This is a genomic window from Trueperella abortisuis (assembly GCF_030811095.1).
Lineage (GTDB): Bacteria > Actinomycetota > Actinomycetes > Actinomycetales > Actinomycetaceae > Trueperella > Trueperella abortisuis.
This window is the reverse complement of record NZ_JAUSQL010000001.1, coordinates 472,107-488,954: the sequence shown is the minus strand read 5'-3', so window position 1 is coordinate 488,954 and position 16,848 is coordinate 472,107. Positions and strand designations below refer to the sequence as shown.

Annotated in this window: 15 protein-coding genes and 1 tRNA gene; 2 read left to right on the top strand and 14 right to left on the bottom strand. The window is 64.5% G+C overall.

Annotation, left to right across the window (positions count from 1 at the left end):
• Positions 1 to 768: a hypothetical protein gene (locus J2S45_RS02020; protein WP_307634380.1), complete on the top strand. Its 768-nt coding sequence runs from the start codon at positions 1 to 3 to the stop codon at positions 766 to 768.
• A gap of 15 nt (positions 769 to 783) precedes the next feature.
• Here J2S45_RS02020 and J2S45_RS02015 read toward each other — a convergent pair.
• Positions 784 to 856: transfer RNA gene (locus J2S45_RS02015), tRNA-Leu, on the bottom strand.
• 109 nt (positions 857 to 965) lie between these two features.
• Here J2S45_RS02015 and nhaA point away from each other — a divergent pair.
• On the top strand, positions 966 to 2,294 hold the full coding sequence (gene nhaA, locus J2S45_RS02010; protein WP_307634379.1) for a Na+/H+ antiporter NhaA: 1,329 nt from the start codon (positions 966 to 968) through the stop codon (positions 2,292 to 2,294).
• An 82-nt stretch (positions 2,295 to 2,376) separates the two neighbouring features.
• On the opposite strand, the gene J2S45_RS02005 is transcribed toward nhaA, so the two are convergent.
• From J2S45_RS02005 to J2S45_RS01945, 13 genes are all read right to left on the bottom strand, one after another.
• Positions 2,377 to 3,369: a Ppx/GppA phosphatase family protein gene (locus tag J2S45_RS02005; RefSeq protein ID WP_296932410.1), complete on the bottom strand. Its 993-nt coding sequence runs from the start codon at positions 3,367 to 3,369 to the stop codon at positions 2,377 to 2,379.
• On the bottom strand, positions 3,366 to 3,932 hold the full coding sequence (locus tag J2S45_RS02000; protein ID WP_307634378.1) for a DUF501 domain-containing protein: 567 nt from the start codon (positions 3,930 to 3,932) through the stop codon (positions 3,366 to 3,368). Before J2S45_RS02000 ends, J2S45_RS02005 begins: the two co-directional genes overlap by 4 nt.
• A 17-nt stretch (positions 3,933 to 3,949) precedes the next feature.
• The gene (locus J2S45_RS01995; RefSeq protein ID WP_307634377.1) at positions 3,950 to 4,882 is read right to left on the bottom strand and encodes an FtsB family cell division protein; all 933 of its coding nucleotides are present in this window, start codon (positions 4,880 to 4,882) and stop codon (positions 3,950 to 3,952) included.
• Between the two features lie 465 nt (positions 4,883 to 5,347).
• On the bottom strand, positions 5,348 to 6,628 hold the full coding sequence (gene eno / locus J2S45_RS01990) for a phosphopyruvate hydratase (protein WP_296932418.1): 1,281 nt from the start codon (positions 6,626 to 6,628) through the stop codon (positions 5,348 to 5,350).
• Between the two features lie 335 nt (positions 6,629 to 6,963).
• Positions 6,964 to 10,479 carry a transcription-repair coupling factor gene (gene mfd, locus J2S45_RS01985; RefSeq protein ID WP_307634376.1) on the bottom strand — a complete coding sequence of 1,172 codons (3,516 nt, stop codon included), beginning with the start codon at positions 10,477 to 10,479 and terminating at the stop codon, positions 6,964 to 6,966.
• A 76-nt stretch (positions 10,480 to 10,555) separates the two neighbouring features.
• Positions 10,556 to 11,140, bottom strand: coding sequence for an aminoacyl-tRNA hydrolase (pth, locus tag J2S45_RS01980; RefSeq protein WP_296932423.1), 585 nt, complete (start codon positions 11,138 to 11,140; stop codon positions 10,556 to 10,558).
• Between the two features lie 192 nt (positions 11,141 to 11,332).
• Entirely contained in the window at positions 11,333 to 11,950 is a 618-nt protein-coding gene (locus tag J2S45_RS01975; protein WP_270975073.1) for a 50S ribosomal protein L25/general stress protein Ctc, read from the bottom strand.
• Between the two features lie 333 nt (positions 11,951 to 12,283).
• The gene (locus J2S45_RS01970; protein ID WP_296931430.1) at positions 12,284 to 13,459 is read right to left on the bottom strand and encodes a thiolase family protein; all 1,176 of its coding nucleotides are present in this window, start codon (positions 13,457 to 13,459) and stop codon (positions 12,284 to 12,286) included.
• On the bottom strand, positions 13,459 to 14,118 hold the full coding sequence (locus tag J2S45_RS01965) for a 3-oxoacid CoA-transferase subunit B (RefSeq protein ID WP_296931431.1): 660 nt from the start codon (positions 14,116 to 14,118) through the stop codon (positions 13,459 to 13,461). The genes J2S45_RS01970 and J2S45_RS01965 overlap by 1 nt, the downstream gene beginning before the upstream one ends.
• A complete protein-coding gene (locus J2S45_RS01960) occupies positions 14,115 to 14,795 on the bottom strand; it encodes a 3-oxoacid CoA-transferase subunit A (protein ID WP_296931433.1) in 681 nt (226 codons plus the stop codon). The genes J2S45_RS01965 and J2S45_RS01960 overlap by 4 nt, the downstream gene beginning before the upstream one ends.
• Before the next feature lie 9 nt (positions 14,796 to 14,804).
• A complete protein-coding gene (locus J2S45_RS01955) occupies positions 14,805 to 15,083 on the bottom strand; it encodes a muconolactone Delta-isomerase (RefSeq protein WP_296931434.1) in 279 nt (92 codons plus the stop codon).
• A gap of 152 nt (positions 15,084 to 15,235) precedes the next feature.
• Positions 15,236 to 16,138 carry a 3-hydroxyacyl-CoA dehydrogenase NAD-binding domain-containing protein gene (locus tag J2S45_RS01950; protein ID WP_296931436.1) on the bottom strand — a complete coding sequence of 301 codons (903 nt, stop codon included), beginning with the start codon at positions 16,136 to 16,138 and terminating at the stop codon, positions 15,236 to 15,238.
• Positions 16,135 to 16,845, bottom strand: coding sequence for an SDR family oxidoreductase (locus tag J2S45_RS01945; protein WP_307634375.1), 711 nt, complete (start codon positions 16,843 to 16,845; stop codon positions 16,135 to 16,137). Before J2S45_RS01945 ends, J2S45_RS01950 begins: the two co-directional genes overlap by 4 nt.
• Positions 16,846 to 16,848 lie beyond the last annotated feature (3 nt).

The window sequence follows — 16,848 nt, the reverse complement described above, 5'->3', positions numbered from 1 at the left end:
ATGACCACGTTTACCAGCCGCTTCGCCGAGAACGCCTACCGTCCCACGTTCACCCGCTCCCTGCGTTCGGAACTGACCAAGCTCAACACCCGGACAGTTCAGGTCACTGCCCTCATCGGCGTCGCGCTCTACGGGCTCATCATGTGGCTCGTCGCCACCTCGGCTGCGGAAGAGCCCAACCCGCGCATCGCGGTCATTGGCTGGTCCTCGCTGACCTTCTTCTTCATCATCATCGGCGCCGTCGCCGCCACCAGCGAATACGCCCATAATACGATGCGCACTACCGCGCTATCCGACCCGCGCCGCCCTCGCTCCTACGCGGCGAAGCTGGCGGCTGTGACGATCGTCAGCGCCGTCCTCAGCGTGGTGTTGCTCGGCGTCGGCCTCGCGATCTTGAGCCTGCGCATGGACGGATTTCGCGTGAATGGCGATGGCCTCGAGGCCTACTTCGCCTTCGTCGTGCTCACGACGGCCATCGGCGTGCTCTCCGCCGCGATGGGCTACCTCGTCCGGTCCACGGCCGGCGCCATCGCAATCATGATCGGCTTCATCAACCTGCTCGACCTCGTTCGTCTCATCCCCCAGCGCTTCTTCCAGGAGACAGTCTCGCAACTCATCCCGAGCTCGCTGGGCAACGTGGCCATCACCGGCCAGGCCCCCACGGACGCGCTCGTCTCCTCACCCTGGGCCGCGCTGGCGATCTTCGTGGGCTACACGGTGGCGGGCGTCGTCGTCGGTCTGGCGACCTTCAGTAAGCGTGACATCTAGGAAAATCCTTGGCGGTGCCCCCAGTCGGATTCGAACCGACACTGAATCGATTTTAAGTCGACTGCCTCTGCCGTTGGGCTATGGGGGCCTTGCAAGTAACACTACCCGCACGTCCGATTCAGCCAAAATGCGGCGGCCCGTGTCTTAGACTGGGACGTAAGCCGTCACGAGGAGTGGCGCACACGGATTGGACTCATATGATTGCGCGTTACCGTCAAGCCCTGAAGAACGAAACGATCGCCGGCGTCGTCCTCATCATCGGGGCGGTTCTCGCCTTGATATGGGCGAATTTCCCCGTCCAGGGCGCACGTAGCGCCTACGATTCCCTCGCCAACACCTCGCTGTTTGAGCTACACGGCCACGAGATGAGCCTCTCGCTCATCTCCGCCGACTTCCTACTGGCGTTGTTCTTCTTCATCGTCGGCATGGAGCTCAAGCAGGAGTTCGTGATCGGCTCGCTTCACAACATCCGCAAGGCGCTCGTGCCAATCCTCGCCGCGGTGTTCGGCATGGCCGGTCCGATGATCGTCTACGTGGTGGTTCAGCTACTGTCCTCCACCCCCAACTGGAACGGCTGGGCCGTCCCCGTGGCCACTGACATCGCCTTCGCCCTCGGCGTGCTGGGCCTCTTCGGCAAGGGCCTACCCATCGCGCTACGCACCTTCCTCATGACCCTCGCGGTGGTCGACGACCTGCTCGGCATCCTCATCATCGCCATCTTCTTCTCCGAGAATCTCAACTTCATCTACCTCGGGCTCTCCATCGTGGTGGTCGCGATCTTTGGCGTCCTGGCCCAAAAGCGGATCATCCGTTGGTACCTGCTGTGGCCGATCGGGCTCGTCGCCTGGTTCTTCATGTTTTCCTCCGGCATCCACGCCACGATCGCCGGCGTGCTCCTGGGCATGACGATCCCCGCCCGCCAGCTCGCCAGCGAGAAGCTCCCGCTCACCGAGGTCCTCACCGAGAAGCTGGAGTTCTACTCCGCCGGCATCATCCTGCCCATCTTCGCGTTCTTCGCGGCGGGCGTGAACGTGGTCGATTCCGGTGGCTTCGTAGCCATGCTGACCGACCCGGCCGCGCTGGGCATCTACCTCGGCCTGCCGCTGGGCAAGATGCTCGGCATCACGGGCGGCGTGGCCCTCATGATCTACGTCTTCAAACTCGAGCTGGGTAAGAACCTCTACATGGGCGACATCAACGCGATGGCTTTCGTGGCGGGCATCGGCTTCACCGTTTCGCTGCTGATCGCCACCCTATCCTTCCCGCCCGACGACCCGGCCGGCCCGCACGCCCGCGTGGCCGTGCTCCTTGGCACGCTGATCTCGCTCATTATCGGCGCGATCTTCCTGCGCGGCCGCGTCCGCTGGCACCGCCACCACGCCCCCGTCTACGACTACGAGCACATGGCCCAGAACCGCGCCACCCTCGAGCGCCACGAGGTCCTCACCGACGACACGATCGAAGAGACCTGGGGCGAGGTCCCCGGCGGCGAGCCCGAGGTCGGGCCCGGCCACTACGACCGTTAGGACTGCACCCGGACGCGGCCACGGCGTCGGCGCGCGGCCAACAACGACGCCAGCAAGAACGACGCCGGCCGCGCCCCTTGCCTCACAGCCGCGGCGGGTTCGGCTCGCGGGCGGCCCAGAGCGCCATCCCGTCAAGGATGTCATGCTCGGAGGTGACCGCCTCGGTCAACGGGGTGGTCGCCTCCGTCTCGCGGGCGACGCGGCGGATGATCTCCTGCCACACGAGCGCGCCCGCGCCGATCACGTCCACGCGCCCCGGATGCATGAATCCCAGCGCGGCCCGCTCGGCCACACTCGCGTGAATGAACCACTCGCACGCCTCGTCGATCACGCCCAGCGGCAGGCGGGTCGCGTGGATGCGGTCAGCATCGTAGACGTCGAGACCGAGGGCCTTCGCCGTCACCGTGGTGATCGTACCCGCCAGGCCGATGAGCGTGCGGGCTGCGGAGAAGTCGATGCCCGTGGCGTCCAGCGCCGCGCGGACGTCGGCGCGTGCCGGCTCGATGCCCGCCTCGCCCGAGTCCTTCAGATGACGCTCGTAGATGCGCACGCAACCCACGTTCATCGACGCCGCGGCAAGCACGCTGCCGTCGTTGCGCCCAAGCACGAACTCGGTCGATCCACCACCCAAGTCGACCGTGAGCAAAGGCTCGGTGCCCGTCTTCAGCGCCGAGGTCGCCCCCGAGAACGACGCCCGCGCCTCCTCCTGCCCGGTCAGCACCTGCAGGTCGATGCCGAGGCGCTCGCGCACGCCGTCGACGAAGAGCTGGCGGTTAGCGGCGTCGCGCGTGGCGGACGTGGCCGCGAAGCGGATGGACTGGACCCCGTAGTCGCGGCACTGCCCCGCGTAGTCGTCAACGAAGGCGAGCGTACGCGCCAGGGCCTCCGGGGCGAAACGCCCCGTTCGATCCACACCCTGCCCCAGCCGCGAAACCTCCATCCGCCGCACGACATCGGTCAGGTGGACCTGCTCGGAGGGCTGGCCGCCCCGGCCCGGGCACCCGGGCGCGCCGTCGACGTCGGCGATAAGGAGGCGGATCGAGTTCGTGCCGCAGTCAATTCCCGCAACCCTCATGCCTGCGCCCCTTCCTCCGCCGGATCCTGGCAGTGGCAGACGGCGGGGTCCCACCCGACAAGGGCAAGAGCGTCGTCGCCGGCAGGGCAGACCCCCGGGCCGGCCGCGAGCGCGAAGCCCGCCAGCGCGTGCAGGCACTTGACCCGGTCCGGCATCCCGCCCGCCGAGCGCTGCTCGATCTCGGGAACCTCCTCCAGCAGGTTGCGCCGCTCGATGTAGGAGACGTGGGCACGTTCGTGGGCGGCGCGATAGTCGGCGTCGGCGGCGAGGCGCTCGTTGAAGGTCTCCATCCGCCCCGAGGACTCGGCCCGCGAGATCCGTTTCACCAGCGCCGGCAGCGAGAGGTAGAAGAGCGTGGGGAAGGGCGAGCCATCGGGCAGGCGCGGGTAGGTGATGGTCACGGCGGGGTTGCCGCACGCGCAACGCGCTCCGATCCCGACCAACCCGCGCGGGTGGCGGCCGAGCTGCTCGCTCAGCACCTCGATGTCGGTATCGCGGACAGGGCTCGCGTTCGCGGCAATCCGGTGAAGGGTTTCGGGGGCAACCCGTGGCGTGTCATTCATAGCCCTAAGCCTACCCGCTAGCCTTGGCCCTCCTCATCGGCGGGCGGCGTCGTGGATGTCTCATCAGCCGGGGCGGATTCGTCCGCAGGGGCGGTGGCGCCGCCCTGCGAGGCGCCCTCTCCCGGCGTTGTGCCGATCAGCGGGATGTTGGAGGGATTGACTAACTCGCCCGAGGCGCCGGCGATCTGAATGGAGTCCCACAGCGTCTGGTAGAACGGGGTGACCTGACGACGCCGGTCGTTGACTTCCTTCGTGCGTTCGGCCCGGATCTCCTCTGGGGTTCCTTTCTCCGGGTCGGAGACAAGGTAGAGCGTCTCCCCCGGCATGACGTAGCCGAGGCGTTCGCGCGCCTGGGAGCGGACGAAGTCGTCATCCTGCCAGCGGGCAAGCTCCTGCTCGAGGACCTCCACCCGCGCCGTGGTCTCCGCCAGCTGGCTGAGTAGCTCGCGCTTTTCCTGCTGCTGGTTCAGGTATTGGTTGAGCGGGCTGGCCACGATGATGACGGCGACCAACGCGAACACCGCGATCGCCAGCATGCGCAGGGAGAACTGACGCGTGCGCTCGCCGGAGGAGAAGCGCACGTTAAGTTTCTTCGAGAAACGATCCGAGCGGCGGGCATTGTCGGGGCGCTGCCCGGTGGCACCCGGGCCACGGGTACCCCGCGTGCGGCGGGAGGCAGTATCGCCGCGGGTCGCGCCCGATGTACGGTGAGCGGCGCCCACCATGCGCGTCGAGGTGCCGGCGGCGTTCTTGCCGTCTGGCCGCGCGTCCTTACCGGGAGACTGCGGTTTGTTGGCTCCCGGCCCCGACGGCGCGGCCCCACCCTGACGGTGCGGGGTGTCCGGGCTCCGCGGATCCTTGCGGTTTCGCTGGCGGTCCGCCGGAGAATTCCGGGTAGGCCGACGCCCGCCCTGGCCTCGGGCGGGCGATGGTGGACGCCGCGAACTCATGGCTCTCAGTTTAGGGCCCGCGAGTCGTCAACCGGGAAAGGCCGCCGGGCGCGCCACCGTCGGACGCGTCTCATGTGGGCCGTCCCGTGCAGACGCGTCCCGTGCAGACGCCCAAGGCCCTGCCGGTCGGAAACCGACGGGAGGCCTGCCGGAAGCCAGCGGAATACCGACGGGAGGTCGGCCGGAACCCGACGGAACACCGCCCGAAGGCCGGCGGTAAACCCGACGGGAAGCTCGCCGGTCGGAAGCCAGCCTGCCGGAAGCCAGCGGAATACCGACGGGAGGTCGGCCGGAACCCGGCGGAACACCGCCCGAAGGCCGGCGGTAAACCCGACGGGAAGCTCGCCGGTCGGAAGCCAGCCTGCCGGAAGCCGACCGAATACCGGCGGGAGGTCGGCCGCGCCCGCGAACAAAAGGGGGCCCGGGGTCGGTTTCCCAACCCCGGGCCCACGTGCGGCTATGTGCTTATGCCTTGAAACGCGGGAAGGCGGAACGGCCCGCGTAGACGGCCGCGTCGTCGAGCTCCTCCTCGATGCGCAGGAGCTGGTTGTACTTGTTGACGCGCTCGCCACGAGCCGGGGCGCCGGTCTTGATCTGGCCGGAGTTGGTGGCAACGGCGAGGTCGGCGATCGTGGTGTCCTCGGTCTCGCCGGAGCGGTGCGAGGTCATCGACTTGTAGCCGGCGCGGTGGGCCATCTCCACGGCCTCGAGGGTCTCGGTGAGGGTGCCGATCTGGTTGACCTTCACGAGGAGGGCGTTCGCGACGCCCATCTCGATACCCTTGGCGAGGCGTTCGGGGTTGGTGACGAAAAGGTCGTCGCCGACGAGCTGGACGCGGTCGCCGATGCGCTCGGTGAGGGCCTTCCAATCCTCCCACTCGTCCTCCGAGAGCGGATCCTCGATGGATACGATCGGGTAGTCGGTGATGAGCTTCTCGTAGTAGTCCACCATGTAGGCGGTGTCCTTCTCGCCACCCTCGAACGTGTACTTGCCGTCCTTGAAGAACTCGGAGGAGGCGACGTCGAGTGCGAGGGCGACGTCGGCGCCGGGCTTGTAGCCGGCGCGCTCGATGGCCTCAACGATCAGGTCGAGGGCCTCGGCGTTGTTGTCCAGGTTCGGGGCGAAGCCGCCCTCATCGCCCAGGCCGGTGGACAGGCCGCGCTCCTTGAGCACCGCCTTGAGCTCGTGGTAAACCTCGGCACCCATGCGCAGGGCCTCCTTGAAGGTCGGAGCGCCGATCGGGGCGATCATGAACTCCTGGATGTCAACGTTGGAATCGGCGTGCGAGCCACCGTTGAGGATGTTCATCATCGGCACGGGCAGGACGTGGGCGTTCGGGCCGCCCAGGTAGGAGAAGAGCGACAGGCCGGCGGACTCAGCGGAGGCCTTCGCAACGGCGAGGGAGACGCCGAGGATGCCATTGGCGCCGAGCTTGCCCTTGTTCGGGGTGCCGTCGAGGTCGCGCAGGATCTGGTCGATGTAGCGCTGCTCGGCGGCGTCGAGGCCGATAAGCTCCTCTTCCATCTCCTCGATCACGTTGGCAACCGCCTTCGAGGTGCCCTTGCCGCCGTAGCGGGACTTGTCGCCATCACGAAGCTCAACCGCCTCGAATGCGCCGGTAGACGCGCCGGAAGGAACGCCAGCGCGGCCGTAGTGGCCGTCATCCAGCAGGACCTCAACCTCAACGGTGGGGTTGCCGCGCGAATCAAGAATCTCACGAGCGTGTACGGCTTCAATGTTTGCCACAAGAACTCCTTCTTTAGGGTTGTTTTCAGTACCGCAGCGGAACTGCGCTACCTCCACCCCCTATTGTCCTACGAATCACCGACAAAAGACACCGCCCCGCCGAGATCACCCCGGCTTTTCATCTCTCGGGGCAATTCTTTACCGTGACACAGGACACGCACGGGCGTCTTTCGTCCCGACTCGCGCGGACTGCCACCCCGCCCGGCAGCGCCGCCCGGCAGCCCGCCATACCTTCGCGGGACGATTTGGGCCGTATCTTCGTATATACGAAGATACGGCCCAAATCGTCCCGCGAATGTCACCCTCGGCAGGCAGACCGGCCCGCGGGCGCCTGCCTAGCTGCCGATGCTCGCCAGCATCACCGAATCGATCACGCTCTCCACGAACTCCACCACGGCGTCGCCCTCGATCGTCTTCGCAGCGCCCAGGCGACGTTCGTTCTCCACGGGCAACGGAACCAGCAGCGTGCGGATAGCGGGCTTGGCGATCGCCTTGGGGTAGAGGCGACGAAGCCGCGCGTGGCGCGAATCGGGCAACACCGCGGGCGCCAAGCGCACGTTGTTGCCCTGCATCGTGACCTCCTCGATGCCCACTGAGCGCACCTTCTCCCGCAACTCGGCGAGGGTAAAGAGCCGCTCCACCTCCGCCGGCACGGCCCCATACCGGTCCACAAGCTCCCGGTGGATGTCCGCCCGCTGCTCCCGCGTCGTCGAGGACGCAATCTTGGTGTAGATCTCCAGCCGTAGCCGCTCGGAGGTCACCCATGACTCGGGCACGTAGGCGTCAACCGGCAATTCGATGCGGGTCTCGGCCGCCTTCTCCGCCTCGGACCGGGTGTCGCGCCCCGTCATCTCCGCGACGGCCTCGGAGACCATGCGGATGTACAGGTCGAAGCCGACCCCGGCGATGTGCCCCGACTGCTCGCCACCCAGCAGGTTGCCCGCCCCGCGGATCTCCAGGTCCTTCAACGCCACCTGGAATCCCGCGCCAAGCTCGGTGTGCGCCGCGATGGTTCGAAGCCGCTCGATCGCCGTCTCAGTCATCGTCCCATCGCGCGGGTAAAGGAAGTAGGCGTACGCGCGTTCGCGCCCGCGCCCCACGCGACCGCGCAACTGGTGGAGCTGGGAGAGCCCGAGCTTGTGGGCATTCTCCACGATCAGCGTGTTCGCGTTCGAGATGTCCAGTCCGGTCTCCACGATCGTCGTACACACGAGCACGTCGATGTCCTTGTCCCAAAACTCCTGGATGACCGTCTCAAGCTGATTCTCACTCATCTTCCCGTGCGCGACCCCGATCCGCGCACCCGGCACGAGCTCGGCCAGGTGCGCCGCCACCCGGTTGATGGATTCGGTGCGGTTGTGGACGTAGAACACCTGCCCGTCACGTAGCAGCTCGCGCTTGATGGCCGCGGCGATCTGCTGGTCCTCCTGCGCCCCCACATAGGTCAGAATTGGGTGGCGCTCCTCCGGCGGGGTCGCCAGCGTCGACATCTGCCGCAGCCCCGTCACCGCCATCTCGAGCGTGCGCGGGATCGGGGTGGCCGACATCGACAGCACGTCCACCGTCGGGTACATCTGCTTGAGGGTTTCCTTGTGTTCGACGCCGAAGCGCTGCTCCTCGTCGATAATCACCAAGCCAAGGTCTTTAAAGCGCACGTCGCCCGTGATGAGGCGGTGGGTGCCGATCACGACGTCGATTTCCCCGCGGCGCACGCCGTCCTTGACGTCCTCCGATTCCTTCTCCGTCTGGAATCGCGACAGGCCCGCCACCTTGACCGGGAATCCGGCGTAGCGCTCCTGGAAAGTTTCGAGGTGCTGCTGGACGAGCAGGGTGGTCGGAGCGAGGACCGCCACCTGCTTGCCGTCCTGGACCGCCTTGAACGCGGCCCGCACGGCGATCTCGGTCTTACCGTAGCCGACGTCGCCGGAGATTAGGCGATCCATCGGCTCGGGCGCCTCCATGTCCCGCTTGACTTCCTCGATCGTGGAGAGCTGATCCGGGGTTTCCACGAACTCGAAGGCGTCCTCCAGTTCGTGCTGCCAGGGGGTGTCGGGGGCGAAGACGTGCCCCTTGGTGGCACGCCGTTGGGCATACAGTCGCACGAGCTCCTTCGCGATCTGTTTGACCGCCGCCCGCGCCTTGGACTTCGTCTTTTCCCAGTCGGCCCCGCCCATCTTGTTGAGGGTGGGGGCGTCACCGCCGGCGTACTTGGAAATCTGGTCGAGCTGGTCGGTGGGGACCCACAGCTGGTCACGGGCCTGCCCGCGTTTGGAGGGCGCGTATTCGAGGACGACGTACTCGCGCTGCGTCCCGTTCGGCCCACCCAGCTTGCGTTTGGCGAGCTTGACGAACTGCGCCACGCCGTGGCGGGCGTGAACCACGTAGTCGCCGGGTTTGAGCTGGAGCGGGTCGACGGCGTTCTTGCGTCGTTTCGGCATCTGTCGCTGCTGTGCCGACCGGGAGCGCTTGCGCCCGATGAGTTCGCTCGCGCCCAGCAGGGCGAACTTCTCGGCGTCGGCGACGAAGCCGGACTGGACGGATGCGGTGACGACCGCGACGACGCCGGGGCGCACCTCGCCCAGGTCCTCGGAGAAGCTGGCGGGCACGTCGGCGTCGGACAGCTGTTCGACTAGGCGTCGCCCAAGTCCGCCGCCCTCGACCGCCACGACGATCCGCCACTGCTCGCGCGCCTTGTGGCCGAGTTCGCGCAGGGCGGCATCAACGTCGCCGGCGAAGTTGCGCGGCTCCCGTAGCGGTAGCTGGATGGTGTCCTGGCCCGCGAATCCGCCGAGCGTCCACCAGCCCAGGCCCAGCTCGATCGCGTGGGCCCGCACGTCGGGGATCTCAAGGAAGGACGCCTTCGACACCGAGATCGGGATATCGCCGCCGGCCGCCGCCGCTGACCAGGCCGCCGCCAAGAACTCCTGCGTTGTCTCCTGCAGGGACTGTGCCCGGGCCTCGATGCGCTCCGGTTCGACCATGATGATACGTGTCGCCTCGGGCAGCTCGTCGAGAAGCGGATGCATCTGCTCCACCAGCACCGGCTGCAGCGACTCCATCCCCTCCACCGCGATGCCGTTCGCGATTCGGTCGAGCATGTCCACCGCGCCCGGTAGCTCCGTGAGCGCTTCGGCGGCGCGCGAGCGGACGTCGTCGGTGAGCAGGATCTCTCGGCACGGTGGGGCGTACAGCTGCCCAACGTCGCCCAATGAACGCTGGTCGGCCACGGCGAAGGAGCGGATCTCGTCCACCTCGTCGCCGAAGAGCTCCACGCGCAGCGGGGAGTCGGAGGTGGGCGGGAAGACGTCGATGATCCCGCCGCGCACGGCGAACTGCCCGCGGGCCTCGATCATGTCTACGCGCTCGTAGGCGGCGGCGACCAGGCGTTCTTGCAGGTCGTCGAAGTCGACGACGTCGCCCACCGCCAGGCGAACCGGTTCCAGCTCGCCCAGGCCCGCCGCGATCGGCTGAAGAAAGGCGCGGATGGGCACGAGGAGCACGCGCAGCTCGGGGAAGTCTTCGGGGTGGGCGAGGCGGCGTAGCGTGGTCAGTCGCTCGGCCACGGTGTCCGAGCGCGGCGAGAGGCGTTCGTGCGGGAGGGTCTCCCAGGCGGGGAAGATCGCCATGTTCTCGGCCGGGACGTAGGGGCGCAGGGCGTCGCGCAGGTCCTCGGCCTCGCGGCCAGAGGTCGTGACCGCCACCTGCAGCCTGCCATCGCCCGATCCAAGGAGCTCGGCGATCGCGGGGGCGAAGGCGCCGCGCGGCATACCGAAGTCGGCGAAGCGGGAGTTCGCGCGCGAGGAGAGCGTGTCCTGGTCTGCGAGGATGGAGAGAACGGGTCGAAGATCCATGAGGTCCTAACGATTGCCGGAGCGATGGGGATGCCGAGGTGACGAAAGTAGCGAGGGCGCGGGCGGGTGGGCCCGGTTACTTGCTGTGCAGGCGCATGGTGGCCTTGTCCAGGCCGTGAAGGAGGACGTCTTCGACGGCGTCGGCCGCGAGGGCGATGAGCACGTCGACCTCCTTGTCCTCCTTGGAAGTGAAGGGGGAGAGCACGAAGTCGGCGGGATCCTGGCGGCCCGGCGGGCGGCCGATGCCGAAGCGGAGGCGGACGTAGTCTTGAGTACCCAGCGACTGTGTGATCGACTTGAGGCCGTTATGGCCGCCGGAGCCGCCACCGCGTTTGAGTTTGAGGTGGCCGAAGGGCAGGTCGAGGTCGTCATGGATGACGATGAGGTCTTCTGGCGCGATCTTGAAGTATTTCAGTAATGAGCTAACTGGGCCCCCGGAGGTGTTCATATAGCCGTTGGACACGCCGAGCACCACTGCTTCACCTGGCTTCCCCGGGCCGATGCCGACTCGCACCGAGGCCGCTCGCGTATTCGACTGCTTGTGCACCGACAGCGAGGAGCCCGCCCGGCGGGCCAGCTCGTGGACGACGTGTTGACCGATGTTGTGGCGCGTGTTTTCATACGTGGGCCCTGGGTTGCCCAGACCAATGACTGCGAACATTTTCCCTCCACCCGAACCTTACCAACGTGGCCCGCCCGCGACCATGGCCGGCCCCGCATCCGATGCGTTAATCCCGCGGATGTCACACCAATTTCCGGTTTTTGGCGTGACATCTGCGGGATTAGTATCGCAATTTGTGGGGCAGGGCCCGCCCCACCGGCGAGCCCTGCACGTAGAGTTTGCGTTGCTAGCTTACTCGGCGTCCTCGGCCGGAGCCTCCGTGGCGCCGCCTTCCTCGGTCGCGCCTTCCTCAGGCTCGGGCAGGGCCTCGACCTGCGGGACCGCCACAACCACAACAACCTCGTCCTCGGGCAGGTCGGTGGTCACGTCCGCCGGGAACTTCACGTCGGCGATGGTGATGTTGGTGCCGTCCTCGACGCCCTCGACGTCGACGACGATCGCCTCCGGGATCTCCTGGACCGGGACCTCAACCGGTAGCACCATGAGTTCGATGGTGGCGATGGCGTCACCGGCGGGCTCGCCCTCGACGACGACCGGAACTTCGACGGCCACCTTCTCGCCCGCCTTCACACGCAGAAGGTCCATGTGCTCGATGCTGCGGGTGAGCGGGTTGCGCTGGACGTCCTTGACCATGACCAGCTGCTCGGTGGCGTCCGACTTGAGGGTCACGAGCGCGTTCGCGTTTCCGCGGACCATGAGGAAGGCATCGTGGTAGTTAACCACGTAGTGCTTGGGGTCTTCGCCGTGGCCGTAGACGACGACGGGCAGGCCGCCCTCGCGGCGCATACGGCGCGAGGCGCCCTTTCCGAACTCGGTACGCTCGGTGATCTCGAGAATCTGCTTCTCCATGTCTATCTCCTGTTCTAGATGGCTCACGCGTTGTGAGCGGATGGCCCCGAAACGGAGGCTACGCCAGGCATAGACACCGCGTCGATAACGGAAGCGCATGCTTCCCTCGCCGAGGCAACTCCGTTATCTTACCGCCTGCGGGCGCCGCCGAAAACTGAGCGGGCGAAGCTCACAGCGTCAGCGTCGCGAATCTCATCGAAGAAGCAGGCCGCATGCTCTCCGAAGAAGGACGTGGGCTTATACGCGTTTGGAACTCGAGGACGATTTCGACCCGCTTGAGACAGTAACATAAGGGATGAGGGAAAACTCTACGCTTCCCCTCATCCCTGTTAGTTACTGTGCTTCAATCACCACTGCTAGTCCCTGACCGACACCAATACAAATAGTTGCCAGGCCATACCTCAAGCCGCGCGCCTTGAGGCTGTGGGCAAGGTGGCCCACGATACGACCTCCCGACGCGCCAAGCGGGTGCCCAATGGCGATCGCGCCGCCATCGACATTGACCTTGTCTGGATCGAGATCCTTCCACTCGCGCATGCATGCGAGCGCCTGTGCTGCAAACGCCTCGTTGAGTTCGACAAGGTCAATGTCTGACCAGGTCAAGCCTGCACGCTCGAGTGCCATGTTGGCAGACTCGACCGGACCGATACCGAAAATCTCTGGCGATACGCCGGACACACCACGTGAGATAATTCGAGCGAGCGGGTCCCCCATTGCCTCTGAGAGCTTTTCGTTACCGATGACCATTGCCGCTGCGCCGTCGTTGAGCGAGGACGCGTTACCGGCGGTGACAGTACCGTTCTCCTTCCGGAAAGCGGTGCGCAACTTGGATAGCCCTTCGACCGAGGTATCGGGACGAATCGTCTCGTCTCGTTCGAGATCCACACCCGGTGAGACGATTTCGGCGTCGTAACGGCCCTCGTCCCATGCGTTGGTAGCGCGGCGATGCGAACGAGTTGCAAACTCGTCTTGCTCAGTGCGAGAAATACCGTAACGATCCGCGAGGATCTCGGCTCCCTCTCCAAGTGACACGGTGAACTGGTCGGGCATTTTTGGATTGATCAATCTCCAACCGAGAGACGTCGATTCAAGACTGGCACCACCGGCAGGGAAGGCCCGCTCCGGCTTGAGCATGACCCAGGGCGCACGAGACATCGACTCGACACCACACGCGATCACGGTGTCGGCATCCCCGGTCTCGACAGCGCGTGCGGCTTGAATGACGGATTCGACTCCCGAGCCACACAGGCGATTAACCGTGACGCCCGGCACCGAGACGGGCAGGCCCGCAAGTAACCAGGACATGCGCGCTACGTCGCGGTTCTCCTCACCTGCACCATTCGCATTACCTGCGATGACTTCGTCTACTCGAGCAGGGTCGAGGTTGGGATGTCGCTCCAAGAGCTGCTTGAGCGTCGTGGCTAACATATCGTCGGGACGTACAGAGGCAAGAGCTCTGCCAAACTTGCCGAATGGCGTGCGAACGGCGTCGTAAATGAATGCAGGCATTAGAAATCCTCCGTGGCATCGACAAGGTCAAAGCCGAGCTTCTCCGATAGCTCGGCAACGGTAACGCCGTGGGTGTCGTGGACGATCGGGGCGGCGCCGGTCAATTCGATGGTCGCGAGATCTGTGTAAACTCGCTTGACGCAGCCAATACCGGTCACAGGCATGGTCAGAGCGCGGACAAGCTTGGGTTCGCCCTTTTTGGTGAACATGGTCATCATGACCCACACATCTTTGGCACCCACAGCGAGGTCCATCGCACCACCGACAGCGGGGATTGCATCGGGTTTACCCGAATGCCAGTTTGCAAGGTCGCCGTTCACCGCAACCTGAAAGGCACCCATGACGCACAGGTCCAAGTGACCTCCCCGCATCATTGCGAAGGAATCAGCGTGATGGAAATAAGACGACCCAGGGAGCTCGGTCACAGGGATCTTACCGGCATTGATGAGCTCCGGATCAACCTCATCTCCGTGCGCCTCGGGCCCCATATTGAGCATGCCGTTTTCGGTGTGAAGAATGACCTTCTGATCGGCATTGAGATAGTTGGAAATGAGCGTCGGCATGCCGATCCCAAGATTTGCAAACGTCAACGGTGGAACGTCCTGCGCGGCACGCTTTGCGATGTCCTCGCGGCTCAGCGGTGCATCCGTATTCTTCATGACTCTGCTCCATTTCCGGTGTCAATCTTGACGACTGTGTCAACGTAAATACACGGTGTTACGACGTTTTCAGGGTCCATTTGCCCGGTCTCAACGATCTCGGAGACCTGAACGATTGATCGCTTCGTGGCCGTGGCCATAACTGGCCCGAAATTCCGGGCGGTCTTACGGTATTGCAGGTTCCCGAGACGATCTGATGTCTGAGCCTTAATCAGCGCGATATCGCCGAAGATGGGAAACTCAAGGACGTATTGCCGGCCGTCGATTTCGCGAGTCTCCTTCCCTTCCGCGAGCATTGTTCCGAAGCCTGTGTGGGTGTAAAAGGCGCCGATTCCGGCTCCTGCGGCACGGATGCGTTCAGCGAGATTCCCCTGCGGAACAACCTCGAGTTCGATCTCTCCAGCACGATATTTCGCATCGAAGTGCCACGAATCAGCTTGTCGCGGGAAAGAACAGATCATCTTCTTCACGCGACCAAGCTGGATTAGTCGAGCGAGACCAACATCGCCATTGCCAGCGTTGTTGTTTACCACCGTCAGGTCGGTGGCGCCGGTATCGATAAGCGCATCGATGAGCTCGACGGGCTGACCTGCCGCACCAAAGCCCCCAATGAGGATGGTGGCGCCGTCGCTGACGCCTTCGAGGGCAGCAGCGGCATCTTCAACAAAATGTGCCATTTTCTTGTCCTATCGGATCGAGTTCGGGTGGGTACACAGGGCCGTAGTCCTGATATCCATGTAGGGATACATCGGGAAGCCGGAGAGGGTATCGTGCAGATGCTGGTTCGACTCGACGTCAAAAATTGAAACGTTCGCGTACCTGCCGACAACGCGGTAAATCGCCTTTAGCTCCCCACCCTCCTGAAGCTTCTGCGAGTAGTGCCTCTCTCGCTCCTGGAAATCTGCGACCTGCTCAGGTGTTAAAGATTCAGGAAACTTGACTTCCATTTCGACGAGGTATTCCATGGTGATCCTTTTTCGTTGCTATCAGTCAGACGCGGATTGCCGCGACGTATTCGTGAGGGATTTCGACAGCTGGGATATACGTTCCACCGATGTCAGTGACGATGCCGCGTGCGCCGTCAGCGATGACACGAGTGTGCCAATGAGGTACGGCATTACTTCTCCTCCAGCTTGGCGATGAGTTCAGACAGGGCTCGAACCTTCGCTTCACGTTCCGCGTTCGCGGTATCCCACTCGTCGATGGGGAGCAGATGCCGACGCTCCTTGGTTACTGATTCGATAAGATCCCGGTCGCGCCACGGGTTGGTGCTGCCACGTTCTTCAGCCTGCCTGCCGTAGGCGTCTCCCAGACGGGCGGCGTGAGCGTCGATACCGCCGCGAGTATTGAGGTCTGCCACTTCGAACGGCCCGTAGAACGCCCAGCGACGCCCAAGCCCGCTTCGCACGACAGTATCGACGCCGTCAGCGTTGATGATTCCGTCTCTCACCAATAGATAGGCTTCGCGCAGAAGCGCTGCTTGAAGCCGATTGGAGACGTAACCGGCGATCTCGCGATTGAGCTTGACGGGTGACATCCCGATCCTAGAATAGAACTCTTCGGCGGCTTTCATCGCCTCAGCGCTTGTGGCGGGAGCGGGAACAAGTTCGACCATGGGGATTGCTTCTGGTGGATTAAGCGGGTGGGCGACAAGCGCCGAACGCGCCAGGTTCAATCCTGAAAAGACATCAGAAGGCAAGAACACGGAGGAGCTCGAGGCCACTGTTGTCCTATCCGGATCGATAAGAGGGTCAAGCTCGGCAAACAGGTTGCGCTTGGCGTCAAGTCGCTCGGTGATGCACTCGATGACGAAGTATGCGTCAGAGACTGCCTCGCCGAGGTTATCTGTGATAGCCAGCTCGGCCCATGACTCCGTGGGTTTGCGCTCGGCAAATTCGCTTCGCGCCGCCTGCGCACGGTGAGAGTTGCTTTCTAGCAGGAACACCGGAATTCCATTCGCACAACAACGCGCGGCGAATGATACGCCGATCGCGCCGGCACCAAGAATTGCAACACTCATAGCGGTGCCTTCCCGGCCGTAATACCGCCACATACGTACAAGACCTGTCCGGTGATGAAGCCGGCCCCCTCCGAGAGGAAGAAAGAAGTAGCGTGCGCCACGTCAGCTGGAGTTCCCATCCGGCGTACCGGAAGCGAATTGATGATCTCCTGTGTCTTGGGGGCTTCGGGCGGATTGGCTTTCATGAAGAGTTCCGTCGCGATCGGCCCAGGACCAATGGCGTTCGCGGTAATACCACAGGCACCCCATTCGAGCGCCCACACTCGTGTCATTGACAGGAGCGCACCTTTTGAAGCGGCATACGCCGTGCGGTCGGCCTTGCCAAGTGCGGCTCGGGAGGACATTGAAACGATACGGCCGAATCCAGCCGCCGCCATGCCCGGCTTGAGAGCCTGTGCGCACTGCATTGCAGTCCGTGCATTCAGCGTGAGCGCCATGTCGAACTGCTCGAGGGTTTGTTCGTCGGCTGGCGCAGGAAATACAGCTCCGACATTATTGACGAGCCGTGTGATAGCTCCAGTTTCAAGCGCCTGGCTGAGTGCAACCTCGGTAGCATCGGCGTCGGAAAGATCCACGAGGATCGTGTGGTGGCGCGGGTTATCGATGCGGTCGAGGACGACGACGTCATAACCGTCCTGCGCACATCGATCCGCGATCGCCGCACCGATACCCTGTGCTCCGCCGGTAATCAAGACTCTGTTATTCACGTG

Coding starts and splice junctions, on each gene's coding strand:
- J2S45_RS02000 (WP_307634378.1), bottom strand. CDS start 3,932: ATGAATGACACGCCACGGGTTGCCCCCGAAACCCTTCACCGGATTGCC.
- J2S45_RS01965 (WP_296931431.1), bottom strand. CDS start 14,118: ATGAAGAATACGGATGCACCGCTGAGCCGCGAGGACATCGCAAAGCGT.
- mfd (WP_307634376.1), bottom strand. CDS start 10,479: ATGGATCTTCGACCCGTTCTCTCCATCCTCGCAGACCAGGACACGCTC.
- J2S45_RS01960 (WP_296931433.1), bottom strand. CDS start 14,795: ATGGCACATTTTGTTGAAGATGCCGCTGCTGCCCTCGAAGGCGTCAGC.
- J2S45_RS02020 (WP_307634380.1), top strand. CDS start 1: ATGACCACGTTTACCAGCCGCTTCGCCGAGAACGCCTACCGTCCCACG.
- pth (WP_296932423.1), bottom strand. CDS start 11,140: ATGTTCGCAGTCATTGGTCTGGGCAACCCAGGGCCCACGTATGAAAAC.
- J2S45_RS01955 (WP_296931434.1), bottom strand. CDS start 15,083: ATGGAATACCTCGTCGAAATGGAAGTCAAGTTTCCTGAATCTTTAACA.
- nhaA (WP_307634379.1), top strand. CDS start 966: ATGATTGCGCGTTACCGTCAAGCCCTGAAGAACGAAACGATCGCCGGC.
- J2S45_RS01950 (WP_296931436.1), bottom strand. CDS start 16,138: ATGAGTGTTGCAATTCTTGGTGCCGGCGCGATCGGCGTATCATTCGCC.
- J2S45_RS01975 (WP_270975073.1), bottom strand. CDS start 11,950: ATGGAGAAGCAGATTCTCGAGATCACCGAGCGTACCGAGTTCGGAAAG.
- J2S45_RS01970 (WP_296931430.1), bottom strand. CDS start 13,459: ATGCCTGCATTCATTTACGACGCCGTTCGCACGCCATTCGGCAAGTTT.
- J2S45_RS01995 (WP_307634377.1), bottom strand. CDS start 4,882: ATGAGTTCGCGGCGTCCACCATCGCCCGCCCGAGGCCAGGGCGGGCGT.
- J2S45_RS02005 (WP_296932410.1), bottom strand. CDS start 3,369: ATGAGGGTTGCGGGAATTGACTGCGGCACGAACTCGATCCGCCTCCTT.